This window comes from Streptomyces sp. NBC_00078 (assembly GCF_026343335.1).
Classification (GTDB): Bacteria; Actinomycetota; Actinomycetes; order Streptomycetales; family Streptomycetaceae; genus Streptomyces.
Genome location: NZ_JAPELX010000001.1, coordinates 8,972,721 through 8,994,605, shown reverse-complemented (window position 1 = coordinate 8,994,605; position 21,885 = coordinate 8,972,721). Strand labels below are relative to the sequence as shown.

The following is a 21,885-nucleotide window of genomic DNA, read 5'->3' as shown; positions in this document are numbered from 1 at the left end:
CACCGTGACCTCCGCCACCAGCCCGGTGATCCCGGGCTTCCATCCCGACCCCAGCGTCTGCCGGGTCGGCGAGGACTACTACCTCGTCTGCTCCAGCTTCGAGTACTTCCCCGGCCTGCCCGTCTTCCACAGCCGCGACCTGGTCAACTGGACCCAGATCGGCAATGCCCTGGACCGCCCCAGCCAGCTCGACCTCCCTCCGGACACCCCCTCCTCCGGCGGCCTCTACGCCCCTACCCTGCGCCACCACGACGGTCGCTTCTGGCTGATCGTCACCAATGTCGCCTCCGGCGGCGGCAACATGGTCTACACCGCGACCGACCCGGCAGGCCCCTGGTCCGATCCCGTCCGCGTCCCCGGCGTCCCCGGCATCGACCCCGACCTCGCCTGGGACGAGGACGGCACCTGCTGGTGCACCTACGCCGGGGTCGCCCAGGTCCGCCTCGACCCCTCTACCGGCGAAATCCTCGGCGAGCCCTACCCCGTCTGGTCCGGCACCCCCGGCTCCATCGCGCCCGAGGCGCCGCACCTCTACCGCATCGGCGACCACTGGTACCTGATGCTCGCCGAGGGCGGCACCGAACGCGGCCACAGCGTCTCCATCGCCCGCGGCCCCTCCCCCAGCGGCCCCTTCGAGCCGTGCCCGGCCAACCCGATCCTCACTCACCGCGGCACCAACAAGCCGGTCCAGAACACCGGCCACGCCGACCTGGTGCAGGCGCCCGACGGCAGCTGGTGGATGCTGCTGCTGGCCGTCCGGCCCCAGGGCGGCACCCCCGGCTGGCACGTACTCGGCCGCGAGACCTTCCTGGCCCCGGTCAGCTGGGAGGACGGCTGGCCCGTGATCGGCGAGGTCGGCGTGGAGCGCGCCGAGCTGCCCTGGCCGGTGCCGGCCCCCACCCCCGAGCCGGAGCGGGACGACTTCGAGCCCGGCGACCTGGCACACCACTGGATCTCCCTGCGCGACCGGCCCACCGAGCTGGTCAGCACCAAGGAGCGCGACAGCTGGCTGACCCTGCGCGCCCGCGGCGCCTCCCTGGACGAGCCCGACGTGGTCCTGCTGGGCCGCCGCCAGCAGCACCTCGCCTTCCGTGCCCGCACCCTGATCGATACGGCCGACGGCAGCGGCGGGCTCGCCGTGCGCCTGGACGAGTTCCACCACTACAGCATCGAGGCGACCCCCGGGGGCCGACTCTCGGTCATCGCCAGGATCGGCTCGCTGCGCACCGTCACCGCCGAACACACCCTCCCGGCAGGCCCGGTGACCCTCTTCGTCCGCACCGGACCCGCCCCCGAGCCGCACGGCGCGCGCACCGGCCCGGACTCCCTGGTCTTCGGCTTCGAGTCCGCCGACGGAACGGCGACCGAGCTGGCCACCCTGGACGGCCGCTACCTCTCCACCGAGGTCGCCGGCGGCTTCACCGGACGCGTCATCAGCCTCTACGCCGCCACCGGGACCGCCCACTTCGACTGGTTCGACTACGCACCCCTGGTTCGCTAGGGCCTGCAGACACCTGTGGCGGTCCCGGTGCCTCCGGACCGCCACAGGCCCCCACCCACCTGTCCGAAGGGGTAGCACGTGCACTCGACCGGCTCCACCAGGGGCTGGTGAACCGTCGTCAGCGGCGGCTCCACCCAGGAAGCCACCGGCAGGTCATCGAATCCGACCACGCTCAGATCGCCGGGGATGGTCAGCCGCAACTCCCGAGCCGCCTGGTAGCCGCCCAGGGCCCGCAGATCGTTGGCGGTGAGGACGGCGGTGGGCCGATCGGCGCGGCCCAGCAGCACCAGCGCCGCCTCCCGTCCGGCCTCGCCGGCCGACTCCGTCCGCACGAGTCAGCGCACGCTTCCAGCCCGCACCATGACGCACCCCGTACGAACGGAGCACCCTCCTGATGAAGTTCACCGACGGCTACTGGCTGCACCGCCCGCTACGCCGCCGAGGTATCCGATGTGCAGGCCGACGAACAACGGCTGACCCTGTACGCACCCGTCAATCACGTGCGGCACCGCGGCGACACCCTCAACAGCGCCCTGCTCACCACTGAGTGCCGGTCCCCGGCCGAGGGGGTGATCGGGGTACGGACCACCCACCACGCCGGATCGGTCCGGCACGGCCAGGAGTTCGCACTGCCCGGGGCCTCGGACGGCGCCGGAAAGGTGAGCAGGCACGGCGACGTCGTCGAACTCAGCTCCGGTGAACTGACCCTGCGGGTGGATGTGAGCCGGCCCTGGCAACTGGAGTTCACCGCCGCAGGCAAGGTACTGACCTCCGTAGGCGAACGCGGCACCGGCTTCGTCGTCGACGCCGAGGGCCGGCACTACATGCTCGGCCAGCTCTCCCTCGGCGTCGGCGAGCTCGTCCACGGCCTGGGCGAGCGCTTCACCCCCTTCGTCAAGAACGGCCAGACGGTGGACATCTGGCAGGCCGACGGCGGCACCAGCAGCGAACAGGCGTACAAGGACATCCCCTTCTACCTGACCAACCGCGGCTACGGGGTCTTCGTCAACCACACCGGACGCGTCAGCTACCAAGTCGGCTCCGAAGCCGTCGGCCAGGTCCAGTTCAGCGTCGAGGACCAGTCGCTCGAGTACTTCGTGGTGTACGGCCCCACGCCCAAGGAGATCCTGGTCCGCTACACCGCCCTGACCGGCCGCTCCGCCCTGCCTCCGGCGTGGGCCCTGGGTCTGTGGCTGACCACCTCCTTCACCACCGACTACGACGAGGCCACCGTCAACCGCTTCATCGGCGGCATGACCGAGCGCGGCATCCGCTCAGCGTCTTCCACTTCGACTGCTTCTGGATGCGCGGCCACCAGTGGTGCGACTTCGCCTGGGACCCCGACGCCTTCCCCGACCCGCAGGGCATGCTGGCCGGGCTCAAGGACCAGGGACTGCGAGTCAGCGCCCATCAATGACGCCATCGTCGCCCCCTACTTCACCCGCCACAGTGGAAGGACACCTACACCGCCCACACCATCAACCAGCGTTCTTACAGCTCAGAGCTGCCCCGGCGGAGAGCCACACCCGGCCGGGATTAGGTCAACTGCAGGAGCCGTAGGGCGCCTTGCGGCTTGCCCTGCGCGGCAACCGCCGTACGGCTCCGGTCTCCGCGATCTGTCGGCGCAGCCGTTCGATCGGCGGCGCTGACCAGGTACCAGCTCGGGCGGAGTGTCCGGATCGGAAGTCCTCGATGGCTTTTCGGTCGCTGGGTCCAGCAGTACCGGCTTGACGTGCGGAAACGCGAGCAGGCGCCGCTGAGGTAAGCAACGGTGCCTGAAGACACGCGAGTTGAGAGCCCATGTGTCGCTACACAGCCTACTGTGTGGCCCTCCGGGTGGGGTGCACTTCTCGATCTTCGACCTGCGTCCGGTGCATGGACGTCAACGAAGTGGCGCCCGAAGAGCTGGCCGAGGACCTCAACGACGCGTTAGAAGCTGTGACCGGCCGCCGCGGCAAGCTCACCGAGCGGACGGTCTTCCGCTGGCTGTCCGGCGAGAACCAGTGGCCGCAGGGCAAGTACCAGCTGGTCCTGGAACAGGTCACCGGCCGCACCATCAGCGACTTAGGGTTCGTCCGCCCCGCACGGAGCACGGCCGGCCCCGCACCACAGGAGGCCCACGTGCTCCGACGCACCTTCATGACCGCCACCACAGGGACCGCCCTCGCCGTTGCCGCCCCCACAGCAGCAGCCACCCGGCCCACCGTCGGCACCACCGACGTGATGAGCCTCCGCAGCGAACTCGCCGCCCTGTGGCTGATGGACGACACCGCGGCGGCAGCACCGAACTGGAGGCCAAGGCCGTGAGCCTCGTCGAGAGAACCCGGGGCCTTCAGCAGAACGGCAGCGCCACCCAGAAGACCCGCTCCCGCCTGTACGCAACCGCCGCCGCCTTCACCGCCACTGCCATGTGGGCCGCCGTCGACTCCCGGCGCTTCACCGACGCCCAGACCCACCTCAACGAGGCAATCCACCTCGCCGGGCTCTCCGGCGACGGCCAGGTCCAACACCAGATCTGGCGCTACGCCGCGATGCTCGCCGACCAACGCGGACGCCATGCCGACTCCGTCGCCGCGGCAGAAGCCGCCCTCAACACCCGCGCCCACCGCACCGATCCGCTGTACGCCTCACTCAGCCACGCCCGCCTGGCCCTGTCCGCCGCGAGCGCCGGCGACCGCATCCGCGCCCAGCGCGCCATCGGACGAGCCGCCGACGCCTTCGGTCGCGCCGACCTCGCCCAGACTGTCCCGCGTCCATGGACTTCTACACCCTCGGCGAACTCCACGGCCTGACCGGCATCACCCACTACCGCCTCGGCCAGGGCGAACAGGCCGAGTACCACGCCCACCGCTGCCTCGCGGCCCTGCGCCCGGACCAGCACCGCAACCGCGCGTACTACATCGCCCAGACCGCGCTCTCCCAACTCCAGCAAGGCGAACTGGAGATGGCCTGCGCGACCGCCGAACGCGTCCAGGAACTCTCCTGGCCCACGCTCCGCATGTGGGTCCGCCGAGAAGGCGAGCAGGTCGAACTCGTCTCACTGGCTCCCGCACGCGACGCCCACCCCGAGGAAGTCCTGCTGCCGTGCGACTCGGAACCGCTGATCCAGCTCGGGAAGATCTCGCTCGGCAGCAGCCGCGCCGGCCTGTACGCCGTGAGCCTGACGGATGACGGTTCGGACCAACGCCTCGTGCTCTGCCAGCGAGGTTGGGAAGGTGCGGTCCGGATCAGCGGAGCCGTGTCCTCGATCGCGGAACCGCTGTACGGGAAGACCCGGGCGGCCATGCTCGCGGCCGGCCGGGAGCAGAGAGCTGCGGGGAACCAGGACGAGGCAGCGCAGTGGAGCGCGATGGCCCGTCAACTGCTGATGGCCAAGCGGGCGAGTCGGCGCGGACGCAGTGTCCGAACGGTCTCGGGCGGACTGCCGACACTCGGCAAGCACAGCTGACCGGAAGGACGAACTGTGGCGAAACTCCGAGCATTCCGAGAGATCCAATATCCGACGCTACCGTTAGCCGCAACAACGGCACTGAGCTTGGCCGTGGTCACGGTACGAGGGCGATGGAGCTGGTGGCGGCTGGGGTACCGGTCCGGCCTCGTCGTAGACGAGAGGCTCGGGCGCGAGGAACGCCGCTGCCGCGGGATCGCCCTTGGAAGTCAGACGTCGTACCGCTCGGCCACCGCTTCGAGAAGCGCCTGAGCGTCCTGGAGCGCTCTGCTGTGGCGCTTCGCATCGGCCTCGGGGTGCTCCCCCGCCCGGGATCGGCATGGGGCCGGAGGGCTCAGTCCCAGGACTGGATGCGCAGCTCGCCCCACTGGCGGCGAACGACGTCCTCGACGCGCCCCGGCACCGCGCTCGGCAGCGCACCCAGCGAGTTGCCGTCCAGATAGCCAACGTCGTCGAGCAGGAACCGCTCGCGCATGGCCCTGCGGGTGGCGACGAGATGGTCGTTTCGCCAGCGCCACACCGGCTCGGCGGCGTCCGTGAGGGCCTCGCCGAGCCGTACGAGCTCCGCGTCCTGCTCACCGCGGTACAGCTCGGACCACACCTCCTCGACCTCGGCCGACGGCTCGTCGCGCAGCGCGAGTTCCCGCTCCAGGACCTCCGCCGGGATCGCGTGCCCGCGCCGCGCCAGCAGCCGCAGCGCCTCGTCGTACAGGCTCGGCTGCTGCAGCGCCTTCTCCAGCTCGGCGTGCACGCGCGGCGCGCCCCGGTGCGGGACCGGCATGGACGCGGACTTCTCGCCGAGCAGGAACTCCATCCGCCGGTACATCGCGGACTGGAACCCGCAGCCCTCGCCGAGGGCCGACCGGTAGGAGTTGAACTGCGCGGGGGTCAGCCCGGCGAGCGGCGTCCAGGAGGCGCCCAGGCTCAGCGTCTGGGCCGCCGTCGGCGGAACATCCGGACACGGCAGGTTCGGTCGCGGTGACCGGAGTCAGACGTCACTTCGGGTCGCCGTACATGACTCCCCGTCCGTTGGTCCCGAAGTAGATGCGGCCGTAGATCCGGGGGTCTCCGGTGATGGTGTTGCCCGTCCAGGCGTACTGGTGGCGGTCGTCGTTGATACGGATCCACGTCCGGCCCGCGTCGTCGGACCGGAAGATGCCGCGCACGCCGTCGATCTTGGAGCTGGTGTAGACGGCGGGATACGTGGCGCCGGGTGCGGCCTTGCCGAATCCGACGACATCGCCCTCGTCCACCGCCTCGAACCTGGCGAAGGACGATCCGGAGTCGGTCGACCGCCACATCCCGTACGTCGTGGGGGTGGTGGGCTTGTTGGTGCCGCCGGCCAGCCAGATGTCGCCCTCCTGGCCCGGTACCGCCTTGAACCGGACGTTCCCCGCAGTGGGCAGACCGGTAGCCGCCGTGGCCTTGAAGCTCTTGCCGCCGTCCGTGCTGAGGTAGAAGACGCCGGAGCCGTAGGCGTAGAACTTCGCGGGGTTCACCCGGTCGGAGCGCACCGAAACCCCGGCCGGCAGCCCCTCCGACACCGTCCAGGTGGCTCCGTGGTCGTCGGACCAGCTGGCCGGAGCTCCCGCCGGTGACCAGACGATCCGCCTGCCGTCGGCGCTGATGGCGACGGCCTGGTCGTCGATTCCGGGTCCGGTGACGCCGGACGGCTCACTGCGCGAGGGCGTCCAGGTGTCGCCGCTGTCGGTGGAGATGCCGAAGTGCTGGGTCCAGCCGCCGGTGGGGTTGCCGACCCGCACGATGGTGTGGGGCGCCAGCTCTGCGTAGTCCAGGGCAGACGTGGCCCCGAAGGTCGGATTGTCGTACATCTTCGTGGCCTTGTTCAGATCCGTGTGCCGGAAGCCGCCGACGTCGCCCACGCCCGAGAAGAGGTGTGCCGGACCGCCGGGTGGGCTGATCACGCAGCCGATCGAGGTCTCCTCCAGGCCCTGCGCTCGCACGGAGATGTGCACCGTGCCGCCGCTGTCCCAGTCGGTCAGGTTGTCCGCGCCGTAGATCGTCGCGCCGGTTCCGTACATGAAGTGACCAGAGTCGAAGGGGTCGATCTGGACGGACTCCATCATCCAGCCCAGTTTCGGTGCCATCTCGGGAAGCGACGGCGAGCCGTTCCAGGTCAGCCAGGGGGCGGCGGAGATGTCGATGTCGTAGCGCAGGGTGCGCTCGGAGTTCGTGTCCATGTCCCACGCGCGGGTCCAGCTCGCACCGCCGTCGGTGGAGCGGAACAGGATGCAGTCGGGCCACCACTTGATCTGGGTGGACACCATCAGGGTGTCCGGGTTCTGCCGGTCGATGGTCAGGCCGCTGTAACCGTACTGGTTGTCGTCGCTGGTGGAGGGAACCGGGCTGATGCGGGTCCAGGTGTCGGTGGCGGTGTCCAGCTTCCATACGTCGCCCTTGGACCCGTCGCCGGGGCCGGCGGTGTTGCTGGTCGCCAGGTACAGGTAGCCGCCGACGTGGTCGAAGACCGCGTGGTGCGGGATGAAGCCGGTGGGCTGCCCGGGTACGCGTTCCCAGGTCGCTCCCGCGTCGGTGGACCGGTACAGGATGTTGTCGGTGTCGGCGACGGTGACGTAGAGGGTCCGGGTGGCCCTGCCCGCTCTGCCGGTGCGCTTGTCGAAGAGGACTTGCAGCACACCTTGGTTGTCGCCGGAGTAGCCGCTGGGGTCGTTGGGGTCGGGGACGAAGTTGCCCGCGTTGGGGAAGCTGGTCACCTTCGCGAAGGTCTTGCCGTAGTCGGTACTCCGCCACAGCCCGTGGCCCCCGCGCACTCCCAGGTAGAGGATCCTGTTGCGATTGGGGTCGATCACCAGCCGCTCGCCGATGCCCCGGCCGGGCATGTTGCCGCCCAGCCGGAACGGCAGGGGCGTGGTCTGCCAGGTGCGGCCGCGGTCGGTCGACCGCAGGATCGCCGCCATGGTCGGGTCCCAGTCGGGAAGGGTGTAGGTGCCCGCCGCCAGGTAGACGCGGTCGGGGTCGCCCTCGTCGGTGGCGATGCTGATGATGCCGGTGTGTCCGTACTCGTCCCAGCCGATCCAGTCGGTGAGGGGGAGCCACCGCCGGGACGCCGTGTCGAGGCGGTAGGCGCCGCCGATGTCGGTGCGGGCGTACACCAGTCCGGGTTCGCGCTGGTTGAAGACGATGCCGGTGACGAAGCCGCCTCCGACTATCTCGGCGTTGCGGAACGTGTAGGGGGCGCGGCGGACCTCGCCGGCCGGGCGGGCGGATGCGACGGAGGGGGCGAGCAGGGGGAGTGCGGCCGAGGCCGCGCCGGCGGCCAGCAGTCCTCGTCTGGAGAGGTGCGGCGTAGGGGACATGGAGGTCCCGCCTTTCTGGCGTGGGTCTGTACTGGTCTTGTGCAGAAGCAGCGGCCCCAGCGGCTCTGAGGGTGGTCGGAGAGGAGCGGACGGTGTCAGCCGTGGCGCAGCACCGCCGCACCACGGGCGGGTGACGTCACCCCGCGCATCAACCCGCGCCTGCCGCCCTTCGTTTTCGTGGATCCGACCAGCGGGGCGGGCTGGCGCTGAGTCGTTCGGTGGCGCGATGCCCGGAGGGCTGGAGAAAGTCTGTTTCGATGCGCTTCGACGTTTCGGCGACACTAACGATGCTTTTCCGAGGACGACAACGGGTCGCCCAGGTCACTTTTCGGTAACAGGCGCGACCGAGGGTGTCTGCGCTCCGCCTCTTCGGCACAGCTTCATGCCGTATGAACTGGGTTTCAGCGAAATCCCGGAGGGCAGTGCCGACGCTGGAGAACAGGCTTGCGACAGCCGCCTGATCCGTGAACGACCCGCGATCCAGCGTCATGGCGCTGTCGAAGCGCTTCAACTCTGACGCGTGACGGGTGCCGGGCCCGTCCGCGTGGAGGCGACCGCGTCGGCAACTGCGGGGCGGTGTCGACCTGGCCGCCATCGCTGGTGGGAGGCCGTAACAGAACGTTCCCGTCGCCGTCGCGGCTCAGTGTTCCCATGCCTTGACGCACGCGGTGCGCGCGGATCTATCCTCTGCGTGAACAGGGGCGCCCGCGCTCCGGCCGACGACTTTCTGCCGCACGCCTCCCGCCAGACGCGGCGCGCCACCGACGTACCGGAGGAGGGTCGAGGCGGGTATGCGACAGACCACGCGCCATGACGTCGCCTTCGTCGCCGGCAGCGCCGGAGAACACGAACTGACCTGGTCGCAGAAGGCCCATGGTCGTGAAGGATGTCAACCCCATCTCGACGGGGCCCGCAACAGGAACGTCCGGATGGCGCGGGCACTCGACGGCCGGCCCGACATGGCCGCGGTGCTGCACGCCTTCGCCGCGGTCGTGGCCCACTGGGAAGCGCTGCGCACGGTGTATCCACGTGACGCGGACGGGCAGGTACGGCCGGTCGTCGTGGCTTCCGGGGTGCTCCACGTCGCGGAGTACGCCTTCGAGGCCCCGGCGAACGACGACGAGCTCGCCGTCCTCACCCTCCGGCTGGCCGAACCCGGATTCGCCCCGGACGAACTGCCGTTGCGGGCCGCCGTCGTCACCGTGGGCGGCAGACCCACCCGGGTCATGCTGTCCCTGCACCACTTCTCGGCGGACACGATGGCTGCCCGGCTCGTGGCCGGACACATAGCCCGGCTGGCCGCCGATCCCGGCGCCGACCTCCCCTCGGGGTGGCAGCCACGGCAGATCGCAAGCTTCGAGGCCAGTCCCTCGGGGCTGCGTCACGCTCATCGTGTCGACACTCACGACCGGGCCATGCTCCGTCAGCCCGCCATGCCCGAACTCCAGGCGCCCTCGAGCCGCGACGGATACGCCGTCTACAACCTCGTATGCCTCGACTCGACGGCGGTCGCGCTCGCATCGACCAGTCTGGCGAAGAAGTACCGGACGTCCGTGGCCGCCGTCCTCCAAGCCGCGTACGCGTGTGCACTCGCCGAACACATGGGCATCGGCAAGTGCATGTTCAACACCGTGACAGCCAACCGGCAGAGCGCGTTGGCCCGCGAGGCGGTGGCCCATGTCGCCGGCAGGGTCCTCGTCCCGGTCGACACGTCCCTGGGAAGCGACCGGTTCCCGGCGCTGTGCCGGGCTGTCGACGCGGCACTCGTCAGGTCCGCCTCAGTCAGCCTGCGAGAGCCTGACCGCTACGCCGAATCCTTGGACGAGGTCTCGGCCGAACTGGGCCGCTCCGCGCACAATCCGTACATGGCCAATATCCGGCCCGTAGCGCCTGGAACGCTGATCCGGTCTCGCCCGGGCAGGGCACAGGAAATCGAGCGCTCCATGGCCTCCAGCCGGTACGGACGATTCCCCAAACCCGTCGACGCGTACTCCGGACAGGTCAACTTCGATGTGTGGAGTGTGTGCGAGACGGCCGGAGTCAGTCTGGGGACGGATGCGACGTCGTTCGACGCGACGGATCTCGAACACATACTGCTGTCCTTCGAGAGCCGGCTGGTCAGGGCCGCGATCGGCGGGCACGCCGCACGGAGCGGCTCCTTCGCCGGCGTGTGACCTCTGTGGAAACGAGGCCCTCGGGAGCCTTGAGTTCTCGTGGCGACCGCAAGGTCGTGAACGAACGAAGCCGGCCGGGGAGCTTGCCCTGCGCCGCCAGTTCCAGATGCTTGCGCTTCGTACGCCGCGAGGTGTCCGCTGTGACCGAGCTCGCTAGGTCCTGTCTCTTCGATCTTGGGGGATCTCTCGTGATCGAGGTGGTGTACCCCCTACGCTGCGGGAATGCGGGAGTTGACGTTGCGTGTCCGGGTGGCTGCCTACGTCCTGCGCCGGCGCGCGGGACAGTCGGTGGAGTTGCTCGTGTTCGACCACGACGCGGACCTGCCGCCCGGCACGCACGTCCCGGCGGGGGGTGTGGCTCCGGAGGAGCCACTGGAAGAGGCAGTGTTGCGGGAAGTCACGGAGGAGTGCGGGCTGACGTGCGTTCGGGTGCTGCGCCCCCTCGCGGAGGAGCACACCCCGCACCCGATCCGCCACTTCCCCCGCCACACCACCTTCTTCGAACTGGAGGTGGACGGCGACGCAGATGTCCCGGATGCGTGGGACCACCACGTGACGGGCGCGGGGCGCGACAACGGCATGACGTTCCACTGCCGTTTTGAGCCGCTACCCCTGGGCTTCCCTTTGGCGGATGGTCAGGACGCCTGGCTGGATCGTCTGGAAGCATAAGCGCCGTCGCTTGGTCGCCTCCACAGCTGGTACATCACGTCGTGGATCGAGCGGGCTGGTGCGTGCCACCTCGGTGAGAAGGTGTCTCTGCGGCCAGTGATTCGTTGTTCTGGTCATGCTCAGCAGGGGGCCTCACGGATGGCGAGTGGGCGGTGCTCGCGCCGCTGCTGCCCAGGAGCAATAGCCGGAAAAACGGGGCACCGGGCCGGGTGTGGTCGTCGTCGAACTGGCCCCAGACGTCCTCGATGAACCATCGAAGCGTGCGCTCCCAGTCAGCGTTGTTCGCAGACCTTGCTCGCCCAGCTCGAAGCGGCCTGCAAGGCCTGCGACGAGCTGGCACGCGCCACCGAGGAGCTCTTCCTCCAGCACCCCGACGCGGAGATCATCACAAGCTTCCCGGGCCTCGCCGTGCTGACCGGCGCTCGGCTACTGCCCGAAATCGGCGATGACCGCACCCGGTTCGACACAGCCCGCGATCTGAAGGCCTATGCCGGAAGCGCCCCCGTGACGCGCGAGTCCGGCAAAAGCCGCCGCGTCAGCCACCGCCGGATCAAGAACAGCCGTCTGGCCGCAACCGGCCGGCACTGGGCTTTCGCCGCGCTCACTGCCTCAATCTGAGCCCACGACCACTACAAACGTCGGAGAGAGACCGGCGATCGCTACTATGCGGCCCTCCGGAACCTTTTCCACCGCGTGCTCGGCCAGCTCCACCACTGCCTGACCACCCGCCAGAGGTTCGACGAAGCGATCGCATTTGCCCCGCCGAAACCCTCACCATTCGCCACAGCTGCTTGACCGGATAGCTGCATGGGGTGTCTTGTCGGCGCCGACGCTGTCCGGCAGCCGCCTTGGCCGGCCCGCGCCGAGCCGGGGGACGCGGATCTTGTCCATGACCGTCTCGAACTGGGTGCAGTCTGCCCGCTGCCCGGGCGTGACGATCAGCGAGAGAGGGCGGCACCTGCCGTCCGCGCTCAGGTGGATCTTCGTGGTCAGTCCGCCGCGGGAGCGGCCGAGTGCTTCGACTGCCGCACCGCCTCCGCCAGGAACGGACGCAGGCGCAAGTACGCGCGCACGTGAACTGATCTTTGTGCGGCCCCTTTTGAGGCACTTGGCGGTGCTGGTGGCGGGTCTTTCGGAGCCCCAGCTGCGTGCTGGTGAGCGCGGATCGAGGTGGAGTCGATGTTGATGTTCCAGTCGATATCGCCAGCTGCGTCGGTGACGGCCTGGACGTGCTGGAGCAGCCGCTCCCAGGTGCCGTCGACCGGCCACAGCGCATGGCGTTTATGGATGGTGTGCCACGGAGAGGCTGGGACTGGGGGCAGGTGGGGCCGTCCCACCCCCGAAAGAGGGCTCGGCCGACGGGGCAGTGACGCCGCCCTTCGGTGAACTCCTGTACACGGGGTCGGCCTCGCACCACTCCCGAGCATCGGAGGGAGGCGAGATCAGCTCCACTGGTCCAGCCGCGGTGATGACATGTCACGGAGGGCGGTCACCGACCCGAATCCGAACGGCTGAGAGCTATACCGAGGAGTGCGTACGGTGAGGCCGGAGAAGAGCACCAGCAGGACAAGGCGGCGCAGGCTGGGTGAAGGCCAGGGGAAGGGCGTTGCGAAGTTCCTTGCGCCCGACCGATGGATGCGGTGAACTCTCTGATCGGCCCGCACGATGGTGCTGTCGCTCGACTGGTCCGGTCGAATCCTGCCCCGCCCGTCCGCTGCATGATCGGTACGGTGGTACCGAGACGAGCAGAGGGGGCGGCGCGGCCGTGGGTGAGGAAGCGGAGATCAGGACGGCGAAGGAGGCCGCCGACCACGAGCTCATTCTGGCGTTCGGACGGCTGCAAGGGGCGGCCAACCGGCTGGAGTACATCCTCGGCCGGGCGCTCGAGGTGGAGTGCGGTATCAGTCATCTGGTCTTCGAGGTTCTGCTGATCCTCGGCAGGGCGGGTGAGCCGGGGCTGTCGATGCGGGCCGTCGCCCAGGAGCAGGTTCTGACCACGGGTGGTGCCACCCGGCTGGTGGACCGTATGGAGGCGGCGGGTCTCGTCGAGCGTGCGGAGGATCCCGACGACCGGCGCGGGCGGCTGGTGCGCCTGACTCCGCTGGGTGAGGAGACGGCCGTACGCGCGTCGCGGGTCCATCTGGAGAACATCCAGCGGTACTTCGTGCAGCCCCTCCCCGCTGCGGACCGCGCGCGATTCGCAGCGGATCTTCACATCCTCAGCCACTCAGCCCGGGACGTGCTGCCCCGGCTGCCCTGAACTGCGGTCCTGCGGCAACGCTGATGTATCGACGTCAGCCACCCCGGTATGACACAGGTCACAGGAGTCGAGAAATATCTGATGTGTCAGTTACTGTTTGGTCAGGTGAATCGCTCGCAGGAAGTGCGGGCACCCCACCCTGCCGAGGTTTTCGATGAAGCTCGTCTATGTGTTCGACGCCTACTGCGGCTGGTCCCACGGCTTCGCCGGGACGCTCCGCGAGGTCGCCTCCCGCCACCCCGGACTGCCGGTCGAGGTGGTCTCCGGTGGTCTGTTCACCGGGCCGCGCCGGGTCCCGATCCGCGAGTTCGGCTATGTCCAGGGCGCCAACGCCAAGATCGCCGAGCTGACCGGCGCCGAGTTCGGTCCCGCGTACGAGGGGCTGATCGCCGACGGTTCGTTCGTGATGGACTCCGAGGCCGCCGCCCGTGGTGTCGCAGCCCTGCGCCAGGTCGCTCCTGACCGGATGGTGGAGCTGGCCACGGCTCTGCAGGACGCCTTCTACGTCGATGGGCGCAGCCTGTCCGAGGCAGCCACCTATCGCGCCCTCGCGGAGGCCGTCGGGCTCGACACCGATGCAGCCGACGCCGTCGTGACTGCCTTCGAGGCGCCCGAGGCGCAGGCGACGGCCAGGGCCGACTTCCGTCGCGCCGCCCAGCTCGGCGTCACCGGCTTCCCCACCCTGCTCGCCGTCGACGGCGACTCCGTCACTCCCCTGGCCTACGGTCACGCCACCGCCGACGAGGTCGACGAACGCCTCGCGTCCGCGGCCGTCTGACCGTCCGCCCACCCCTCTGCAAGGAGCCCCGCATGACCACGCTCTCCTTCAAGATCCTCGACCTCGACTTCCCGGCCGGCAGCAAGAACAAGACCGCCACCCTCGTCACGGGCGAGACCGAGGCCCTCCTGGTCGACGCCGCCTTCACCCGCGCCGACGGACACCGCATCGCCGCCGAGATCCTCGACTCCGGCAAGACACTGAAGACCGTCTTCGTCAGCCACGCCGACCCCGACTTCTACTTCGGCGCCGAGGTGATCGCGGACACGTTCCCGGACGTGACATTCGTGGCCACCCCGCTCGTCATCGAGCACATCAAGCACTCCTACGAGGGCAAGCTCAAGGCGTGGGCGGCCCTCGGCCCGAACCTGCCCACCCGCCTGGTCGACCTCACCCCGCTCACCGGTGACCTCACCCTCGAAGGCCACCGCTTCGAGCTCAAGGGCGGCCCGGAGGGCCTCTCCGACCGCCACTACCTGTGGCAGGCCGAGCACCGCACCCTCCTCGGCGGCGTCCTGCTCTTCCAGCAGGAGCACGTCTGGGTCGCCGACACCCCCACCCCCGACGACCGCGCTGCCTGGATCAAGCTCCTGGACGAGATGGCCGCCCTCGACCCGCAGTTGGTCGTCCCCGGACACCGCCTCCCGGATACCGCCGCCGACGCCAGCGCCATCACCGCCACCCGCGACTACCTCGTCGCCTTCGAGGAGGAGCTCGGCAAGGCCGCCGACGGCGCCGCGCTCACCGAGGCGCTCGTCAAGCGCTACCCCGACAACGGCATGCTGATCGCCGCGCAGATCGGTGCGAAGGTCGCCAAGGGCGAGATGAAGTGGGGCTGACCATGACCGAGTTCGCCACCTCCACCGCGCCCGCCGACGTCGTACGCCGTCAGTACCTGGCCTCCGCCGCCGGCGACCTGGAAGCGCTGCGGGCCACCCTCGCCCCCGACGTGGAGTGGACCGAGATGGCAGGCTTCCCGCTCGCCGGTACCTACCGGACCCCGGACGGCGTCACCTCCCACGTCATGGAGCAGCTCGGCAAGGAGTGGGACGACTGGGCAGCGCACGACGACACGTACGTCGTCGACGGCGAGAACGTCGTCGTCCTGGCCCGCTACACGGCCGTCAACAAGGCCACCGGCAAGCCGATCGCCGTCCGCGTCGCCCACCACTTCGTCGTACGGGGTGGACTCATCGCCCGCTTCGAGCAGTTCGTCGACACCGCGCTCGTACGCGACGCCATGACCGCCTAGACGCACCCCCGGCACCCGAAGACAGGAGAAGCGCACGTCCGCTGCCGACAACAAGGCGCTCGTCATCGCGTTTTTATGAGCAGGCGTTCAACGACTACCAGCCGGAAGAGGCCGCCGCCGCGCATCTCGGCGACAGCTACATCCAGCACAACCCGGAGGCGCACGACAGTCCGCAGGCGTTCGTCGGCTACGTCCACTGGCCGCGCGGGAAGTTCCCCGACCTGCGCCTGGACTTCAAGAGGGCCGTCGCCGAAGGGGACTTGGTCGTCACCCACAGCAACCTGCACTTCGAACGCGGCGACCGCGGCATGGCCGTCGCGGACTTCTGGCGCCTGGCCGACGGAAAGATCGTGGAGCACTGGGACGTGATCCAGGAGGTGCCCGAGAAGAGTGCCAACGACAACACCATTTTCTGAGTTCCGCGACCGCAGCCGCGCCGGGTCCGGTCCGCATCACGAGTCGTGCGACCCGGCGTCGCCTTCTGCGCAACCCCGCCGTGTGTCGTGGCACATGTCGCGGCGCACGGCACACACTTGAGTTGAGGATGCTCCAGGCGAACGCCCCCGTCGTTTTGGGACATGGTTGCTTCCGTCGGCCTTCCGCTCTCCCTTCGTGGCCGGCGAGGACCCGGCCAGGCAGTTGGCCGTCCGGGAGGAGCGGGCCGCTCGGGCCGCGCCCGGTATCAGCATCCCCTCCGGCCGCTCATCCCCCCTGGCTCATCTGACCAGGTCGCGGCCGTCCTGAGCCGCGTTTCCGGCTGTGGCGCCGCACAACATCCGGGCGCCGCAGCACCGGCCCTTGTTTTCCCATCAGAAGGGTTCCCCCACATGACCAGCTTTCCCAGCCGACGCCGTCTGCTCGTCACGGGCGCGGGTGCCGCGCTCGGCTTAGGTACGGCCGCCGCCACAGCCTCCCCCGCCGCGGCGTCCACCGAGGCCCGCAGGACAGGAGGTGTCGAGGAGACCCGCACGCTCGACGAGCTCTACCTGACCGCCCTCGCGGAGGGCGGAAAGCTCGTGATCTACGCGGGCGGCGATGTCTCGACGCAGGCGGACGGCCTTCGCGCCGGCTTCAAGAGCCGTTTTCCCGGGATCGATCTGACGGTTGTCGTCGACTACAGCAAGTACCACGACGTCCGGGTGGACAACCAGGTCGCCACCGACACCCTCGTGCCCGACGTCTGGATAGCCGAATACCGCTGGCAGCGGCGCCCGCTGCGCGAGGCCGTCCCGAACGTCAACGGCCGGGTCCACCAGCCCTGGCGCAAGAGCGTCTTCACACTGGCCGGGAAGGGTACCTGGTCCAGCGCCGGTCATCTGCCGCTGGGCGCGCTCAGCGACCGCACCACGGGGCGGACCTGGCTGTGGCAGCTGGAGGCCAACGGCGGCGGCGGGATGTGGGAGTGCGGAGAGTGCGTCGACTCGGGGTTCCTGTCCCTGTCCGGCCCCAGTAACATCCGGCACGGCTGGTCGCACCAGTTGGAGCCGGGGGCGGGCTTCACCACCATTCCCGTGGCGCTCGCCCTCGCCGAGACCGGCGGCATCGACGAGGCGTTCGCCGGCCTGACCCGCTACCGGCGGGCGATCCGCCGCCCGCACCCCGACCTCCAGCACCTTCCCGTCATCTTCAACGACTACATGAACTGCCTGATGGGCGACCCGACCACCGAGCGCCTGCTGCATCGAGTCCGCCGCCGACGCCGGCGCCGAGTACTTCGTCATCGATGCCGGCTCGTACGACAACGAGAACGGCGGCTGGTGGGAAACCATCGGCGCCTGGGAGCCCTCCACCATCCGCTTCCCCGGTGAGGGCGGCCTTGGCGAGGTAATGGACCGGATCCGGGAGCGCGGCATGGTGCCGGGGCTGTGGCTGGAGCCCGAGGTGGTGGGTGTGCGCAGCCCGATCGCCGACACCCTGCCCGACGAGGCGTTCTTCCGGCGGGACGGCGCCCGCGTCATAGCGAGCGGCCGCTTCCACCTCGACCTGCGCCACCCCGCCGCCCGCGCCCACCTGGACTCGGTGGTGGACCGGCTCGTCGCCGACTTCGGCATCGGCTACTTCAAGCTCGACTCCAACGTGGACGCCGGCTCGGGCACCAGCAGCCACCCCGGCGGGGCCCCGGCGCACGGCCTGCTCGGCCACAACCGCGCCTTCCTCGACTGGCTGGACGGCGTACTCGACCGCCACCCGGGCCTCGTCCTGGAGAACTGCGCCTCCGGCGGCAAGCGCTCGGACTACGCACTGCTCTCGCGCGTCCAGCTGCACTCCACCAGCGACCAGCAGAACCTGGAGCTGTACGCCCCCAGATTTCCTTGAGGCGCTGACGAGGGGTTTCCCTTGCCGACGCGGATGAAGTGCCGCCGATCGCCTGGCGTTCACGTCGGCATCAACGCGCTTCGTAACAGCTCACGACTGGCGACGAGTGATCCCATCACTGCGCTCTCGCGCCACAGGCCGCCTGTCGGCGACGGCGGCGCTTCCCGTAAACGACCTTCGATAGTACGGTCGCGCCCATCACCCCCCACCGGCGAAGGATTCCGCATGCCCGCACGCTATTTCGAGGACTACGCACCCGGCCGCGGCAGGGCCGCGGCGCGCGCGGTTCTGGACTCCGACGCGCCCAGGATCGACCTCAACGGGGACTGGGCGTTCCGGTTCTCGCCTGTCCTGCGCGCGGAACCGGACGGATTCGAAGCCCCGGACTTCGACGACGGCTCCTGGGACACGATGCACGTCCCCTCGCACTGGCAGCTGCGCGGCTACGGCCGGCCCATCTACGTCAACATCGCCTACCCGATACCGGTCGACCCGCCCTATGTCCCGGACGAGAACGAGACCGGGGACTACCGCCGGATCTTCGACCTGCCCGCCACCTGGGCGGGCACGCCGGCCGTGCTGCGCTTCGAGGGCGTGGACTCCTGCGCCCGGGTCTGGTTCAACGGCCGCGAGCTGGGCGTCACCCACGGCAGTCGGCTGCCGACCGAGTTCGACGTGAGCGAACTGCTGCGGCCCGGCCGCAACGTGCTGGCGGTCCGGGTGCACCAGTTCTCCGCGGGCACCTACCTCGAGGACCAGGACACCTGGCGGCTGTCGGGCATCTTCCGGGACGTGTCCCTGCTGGCCCGCCCTGCCGGCGGCATTTGGGACGTCTTCGTGCACGCCGACTACGACGCGGACACCGGCGCGGGCCGGCTCCGGGTGGAGGCCGACGCCGACGCGCCGGTGCGGATCGACATTCCAGCCCTCGGGATCCACGACCAGCAGGCCGGGGCCGAGTTCACCTTCGCGACGGTACGGCCCTGGAGCGCGGAGGATCCGCAGCTGTATGAGGCGTACCTGGCCACCTCCAGCGAGCGGGTCAGGATCCGGGTCGGGTTCCGCAGCGTGGCCGTCGACGCGGCCGGGGTGCTCCGGGCCAACGGCCGCCGGGTGGTGCTGCGCGGAGTGAACCGGCACGAGTTCGACCCCGATCACGGCCGTACGCTCTCGCTCGACGTCATGCGCCGCGACGTGGAGCTGATGAAGCAGCACAACATCAACGCCGTGCGCACCGCGCACTACCCGCCGCACCCCGCGTTTTTGGACCTGTGCGACGAGCTCGGCCTGTGGGTGATGGCCGAATGCGACCTCGAGACCCACGGCTTCGAGCACGCCGACCCCGAGCCCTGGCAGCGCAACCCCTGCGACGACCCCCGCTGGCACGACGCCTGCCTGGACCGCATCGAGCGGACCGTGGAACGGGACAAGAACCACCCGAGCGTCATCCTGTGGTCGCTCGGCAACGAGGCCGGGGACGGCCGCAACCTCCGCGCCATGTCCGAGTGGGTCCGGCGACGCGACCCGTCCCGCCCGATCCACTACGAGGGCGACCGGCTCGGCGAGTACACCGACGTCCACGCCGAGATGTACCGGCCGCCCGCCGCCGTCGCCCGGATCGGCCGGGGACAGCTGCTGCCGGGCGAGGTCAACTACCCGCCCCGCGCCGGCTCCGGCGACCCGGCCGACGACCCGCGCAACCGCAAGCCCTTCCTGCTCACCGAGTTCGCCCACGCCATGGGGAACGGGCCCGGCGGGCTCACCGAATACCTGCGGCTGTGCGACGAGTACCCGCGAGTCCAGGGCGGCTACATCTGGGAGTGGATGGACCAGGGACTGCGCACCCGCGACGCCCAGGGACACGAGTTCTTCGGCTACGGCGGCGACTTCGGCGAGGACCTGCACGACGGCAACTTCATCTGCGACGGCCTGGTCCTCCCCGACCGCACCCCCTCCCCCGGCCTCCTGGAGTACGCGAAGGTGATCGCCCCCGTCCGCATCGGCCCCGGCCCCGAGGCGGACAGCCTCACGGTCGAGAACCACTACGAGGTCCTCGACCTGTCCCACCTGCGGTTCACCTGGTCACTGGCCCGCGAAGGGACCGAGCTGGACCACGGCGTGCTGCCCACGCCCGAACTCGCGGCCGGGGAGCACGTACGGCTGCCGCTGCCCCGCCTGGACCCGCCGGGCGGGGACGGCACAGGCGAGCTCTGGCTCACCGTCCAGGCCGAACTGGGCAAGCCCGCCGACTGGGCCCCCGAAGGCCACGTGGTCGCCTGGGGACAGCTCCAGCTCCCCGCAACCGACAGCGGCCGCGGCCGGCCGGCGGTGCCGGCCCCGGCGCACAGCGAGGGCGAGTACCTTCTGCTCGGCCCCGGCCGCTTCGACCGCACCACCGGAAGTCTGCTCGGGATCGGCGAACTCCCCCTCCGCGGACCACGGCTGAACCTGTGGCGCGCCCCCACCGACAACGACCGCGGCTGGCACCAGCGCGACGCCGCCTACTGGAAGGACCGCGGGCTGGACCGACTGCGGCACCGCACCGTCTCCGTCACCCCTGACGCCTACGGCATGACCGTCGTCGTCCGCAGCGCCGCCGCCGCGGGCAGCTCCGGCTACCTCACCACCTACCGCTGGGACAGCGACGGTGACAGCCTGCGCCTGCGGGTGCACGCCGAACCAGTCGGCCACTGGCCCGAGCGAGGCGACGACTTCCCCGACCCCCTGGTGGACCCGGCACTCCCTGCGGAGGAATACCAGGAGCTGGCCCGCAGGGACAAGTCGCGCTCACTGGCCCGCATCGGACTCGACTGGGAGATTCCCGCCGACCGGTCCCAGGTGGAGTGGTTCGGCACAGGCCCGGGCGAGGCCTACCCCGACTCGCGCCAGGCGGTCCGCGTCGGACGTTTCCGCGCGACCGTGGACGAGCTGCAGACGCCCTACGTGCGCCCCCAGGAGAACGGCAACCGCGCCGACACCCGCTGGGCCACCTTCACCGACGCGGCCGGGAACGGGCTGCGCGTCGCGGGCGAGGAACCGTTCCATTTCGCCGCGCGCCGCTGGACCGACCGACAGCTCGACGCCGCACGGCACCAGAACGATCTCGTCCCCGGCCCGGTGATCCACCTCCACACCGACCACGCCGTCCAGGGCCTCGGCACGGCCGCCGTGGGACCCGGAGTCCTGCCTCAGCACCGGCTCGAACTCGGACCGGCCGACTTCACCTTCGTCCTGACTCCCCTGTGGCAGAGCTGAGCAGCCGCCCCTCTCCGGAGGGGGACCGTCGCAGCCCCGGATCCTGCTCTCCGTGCCCGGTCCGGGGCTGCGACGCGTCAAGACGCGAGTGTCGCTCGCACCGAACAGACAGACACCGTTGCCGTCCGTCGCGTCGTCATGGGTGGCGACACCCTTGTAGCCGGCACCCGGCCTGATCCGCCCGGCCGGCGGTGCGGCGCCGGACACCGCCCTCGGGGAGACCGTGGCCGCCGGTCGCGACGATGCGGTACGGGCACGGGTGCTGGTCGGTGTCGGAGGCCTTCCACCTCCTGATGGCCACGGGCGTCGCAAAGGTTGCCGCCGGATTCCCGTTCCGGGGCCGACGACTCCGGTCCGGCCGCGAGAGCGACCGGACCGGAGTACCGCACCGAGGCGAGCACGCCTCATCCGTGGGAGGCGAAGCTCACCCGACGGGAAGGCGTCACACCGCCTTGCCGGTGACGGCGGTGCCGTTCGTCGTTATCCGGTACGTGACCTTCGTACCGGTCCGGAAGTGGAAGGTCAGGGTAACGGGTTCGCCGTCGCGCACCTCTTCGAAGAAGGCTGGGCGCAGGGCGACGGTGTTGCCCGTGTAGTCGGGGACGAAGCTGCGGTTGTACTCCTTGAAGGTCGTCCAGTCGGGCGGCCCGGCGGCCTTGCCGTCCGCGTACGTGGCCTCCATGGTGGCAAGCAGGTCGCCGCGGAAGGCCATCGGGACGTTGAAGCCGTCGGTGGTGGTGCCGGTGGAGTCCGAGGCGGTCGGAGCGGCGGCGGTGATGATCCGGAACTCCCAGGAGACGCCGGTGGAGAAGTCGGCGTACAGACGGCAGTTGACGCCCTGGGCGCGGTCTCCGGCCAGCGGGCAGGACCAGGACGCGGGTGGCGTTCTTGCCG

The 21,885-nt window shown here is 70.0% G+C and carries 16 protein-coding genes and 5 pseudogenes; 16 read left to right on the top strand and 5 right to left on the bottom strand.

Annotated elements, in window-relative coordinates; translation table 11 throughout:
• The first annotated feature begins 4 nt into the window (after positions 1–4).
• Positions 5–1,501, top strand: coding sequence for a glycoside hydrolase family 43 protein (locus OOK07_RS41790; RefSeq protein ID WP_266801778.1), 1,497 nt, complete (start codon positions 5–7; stop codon positions 1,499–1,501).
• On the opposite strand, the pseudogene OOK07_RS41785 reads toward OOK07_RS41790, so the two are convergent.
• Positions 1,498–1,812: pseudogene (locus tag OOK07_RS41785) on the bottom strand (substrate-binding domain-containing protein); the annotation flags it as partial. The gene OOK07_RS41790 and the pseudogene OOK07_RS41785 sit on opposite strands and share 4 nt — an antisense overlap.
• A gap of 83 nt (positions 1,813–1,895) precedes the next feature.
• Here OOK07_RS41785 and OOK07_RS41780 point away from each other — a divergent pair.
• From OOK07_RS41780 to OOK07_RS41765, 4 genes and pseudogenes are all read left to right on the top strand, one after another.
• Positions 1,896–2,909: pseudogene (locus tag OOK07_RS41780) on the top strand (TIM-barrel domain-containing protein); the annotation flags it as partial.
• A gap of 467 nt (positions 2,910–3,376) precedes the next feature.
• Positions 3,377–3,808 (top strand): hypothetical protein, encoded by a 432-nt coding sequence (locus tag OOK07_RS41775; protein WP_266801777.1) that lies wholly within the window; start codon positions 3,377–3,379, stop codon positions 3,806–3,808.
• Positions 3,805–4,293 carry an NsdA family TPR-like regulatory protein gene (locus OOK07_RS41770; RefSeq protein ID WP_266801776.1) on the top strand — a complete coding sequence of 163 codons (489 nt, stop codon included), beginning with the start codon at positions 3,805–3,807 and terminating at the stop codon, positions 4,291–4,293. Before OOK07_RS41775 ends, OOK07_RS41770 begins: the two co-directional genes overlap by 4 nt.
• Complete coding sequence (locus OOK07_RS41765) at positions 4,257–4,949, top strand: hypothetical protein (RefSeq protein ID WP_266801775.1); 693 nt, start codon at positions 4,257–4,259, stop codon at positions 4,947–4,949. Before OOK07_RS41770 ends, OOK07_RS41765 begins: the two co-directional genes overlap by 37 nt.
• A 472-nt stretch (positions 4,950–5,421) precedes the next feature.
• Here OOK07_RS41765 and OOK07_RS41760 read toward each other — a convergent pair.
• Positions 5,422–5,874, bottom strand: a pseudogene (locus OOK07_RS41760) (tryptophan 2,3-dioxygenase family protein); the annotation flags it as partial.
• Between the two features lie 70 nt (positions 5,875–5,944).
• Positions 5,945–8,287, bottom strand: coding sequence for a sialidase family protein (locus OOK07_RS41755; RefSeq protein ID WP_266801774.1), 2,343 nt, complete (start codon positions 8,285–8,287; stop codon positions 5,945–5,947).
• Positions 8,288–9,078: 791 nt separating this feature from the next.
• Here OOK07_RS41755 and OOK07_RS41750 point away from each other — a divergent pair.
• From OOK07_RS41750 to OOK07_RS41740, 3 genes and pseudogenes are all read left to right on the top strand, one after another.
• Entirely contained in the window at positions 9,079–10,461 is a 1,383-nt protein-coding gene (locus tag OOK07_RS41750; RefSeq protein WP_266801773.1) for a condensation domain-containing protein, read from the top strand.
• A 222-nt stretch (positions 10,462–10,683) separates the two neighbouring features.
• Positions 10,684–11,130 (top strand): NUDIX domain-containing protein, encoded by a 447-nt coding sequence (locus tag OOK07_RS41745; RefSeq protein WP_266529994.1) that lies wholly within the window; start codon positions 10,684–10,686, stop codon positions 11,128–11,130.
• A 291-nt stretch (positions 11,131–11,421) separates the two neighbouring features.
• Positions 11,422–11,925 (top strand): annotated as a pseudogene (locus tag OOK07_RS41740) (transposase); the annotation flags it as partial.
• Positions 11,926–12,033: 108 nt separating this feature from the next.
• Here OOK07_RS41740 and OOK07_RS43915 read toward each other — a convergent pair.
• A pseudogene (locus OOK07_RS43915) lies at positions 12,034–12,497 on the bottom strand (transposase family protein); the annotation flags it as partial.
• Positions 12,498–12,895: 398 nt separating this feature from the next.
• Between OOK07_RS43915 and OOK07_RS41730 the strand changes: the two are divergent.
• The 8 genes from OOK07_RS41730 to OOK07_RS41695 all read left to right on the top strand — a co-directional run bounded on the left by OOK07_RS41730 (position 12,896) and on the right by OOK07_RS41695 (position 20,991).
• A complete protein-coding gene (locus OOK07_RS41730; RefSeq protein WP_266801772.1) occupies positions 12,896–13,390 on the top strand; it encodes a MarR family winged helix-turn-helix transcriptional regulator in 495 nt (164 codons plus the stop codon).
• A 154-nt stretch (positions 13,391–13,544) separates the two neighbouring features.
• The gene (locus OOK07_RS41725) at positions 13,545–14,168 is read left to right on the top strand and encodes a DsbA family protein (protein WP_266801771.1); all 624 of its coding nucleotides are present in this window, start codon (positions 13,545–13,547) and stop codon (positions 14,166–14,168) included.
• Positions 14,169–14,200: 32 nt separating this feature from the next.
• Complete coding sequence (locus OOK07_RS41720; protein ID WP_266801770.1) at positions 14,201–15,007, top strand: MBL fold metallo-hydrolase; 807 nt, start codon at positions 14,201–14,203, stop codon at positions 15,005–15,007.
• A 2-nt stretch (positions 15,008–15,009) separates the two neighbouring features.
• Positions 15,010–15,420: a nuclear transport factor 2 family protein gene (locus OOK07_RS41715; protein WP_266801769.1), complete on the top strand. Its 411-nt coding sequence runs from the start codon at positions 15,010–15,012 to the stop codon at positions 15,418–15,420.
• Positions 15,421–15,461: 41 nt separating this feature from the next.
• Positions 15,462–15,836, top strand: coding sequence for a nuclear transport factor 2 family protein (locus tag OOK07_RS41710; RefSeq protein ID WP_266802313.1), 375 nt, complete (start codon positions 15,462–15,464; stop codon positions 15,834–15,836).
• Between the two features lie 411 nt (positions 15,837–16,247).
• Positions 16,248–17,228, top strand: a complete 981-nt coding sequence (locus OOK07_RS41705) for a hypothetical protein (protein WP_266801768.1) — start codon at positions 16,248–16,250, stop codon at positions 17,226–17,228.
• A complete protein-coding gene (locus OOK07_RS41700) occupies positions 17,140–17,736 on the top strand; it encodes a glycoside hydrolase family 36 protein (RefSeq protein ID WP_266802311.1) in 597 nt (198 codons plus the stop codon). Before OOK07_RS41705 ends, OOK07_RS41700 begins: the two co-directional genes overlap by 89 nt.
• 225 nt (positions 17,737–17,961) lie before the next feature.
• The gene (locus OOK07_RS41695) at positions 17,962–20,991 is read left to right on the top strand and encodes a glycoside hydrolase family 2 TIM barrel-domain containing protein (RefSeq protein ID WP_266801767.1); all 3,030 of its coding nucleotides are present in this window, start codon (positions 17,962–17,964) and stop codon (positions 20,989–20,991) included.
• Positions 20,992–21,433: 442 nt separating this feature from the next.
• On the opposite strand, the gene OOK07_RS41690 is transcribed toward OOK07_RS41695, so the two are convergent.
• On the bottom strand, positions 21,434–21,703 hold the full coding sequence (locus OOK07_RS41690) for a hypothetical protein (protein WP_266801766.1): 270 nt from the start codon (positions 21,701–21,703) through the stop codon (positions 21,434–21,436).
• Between the last annotated feature and the right edge of the window lie 182 nt (positions 21,704–21,885).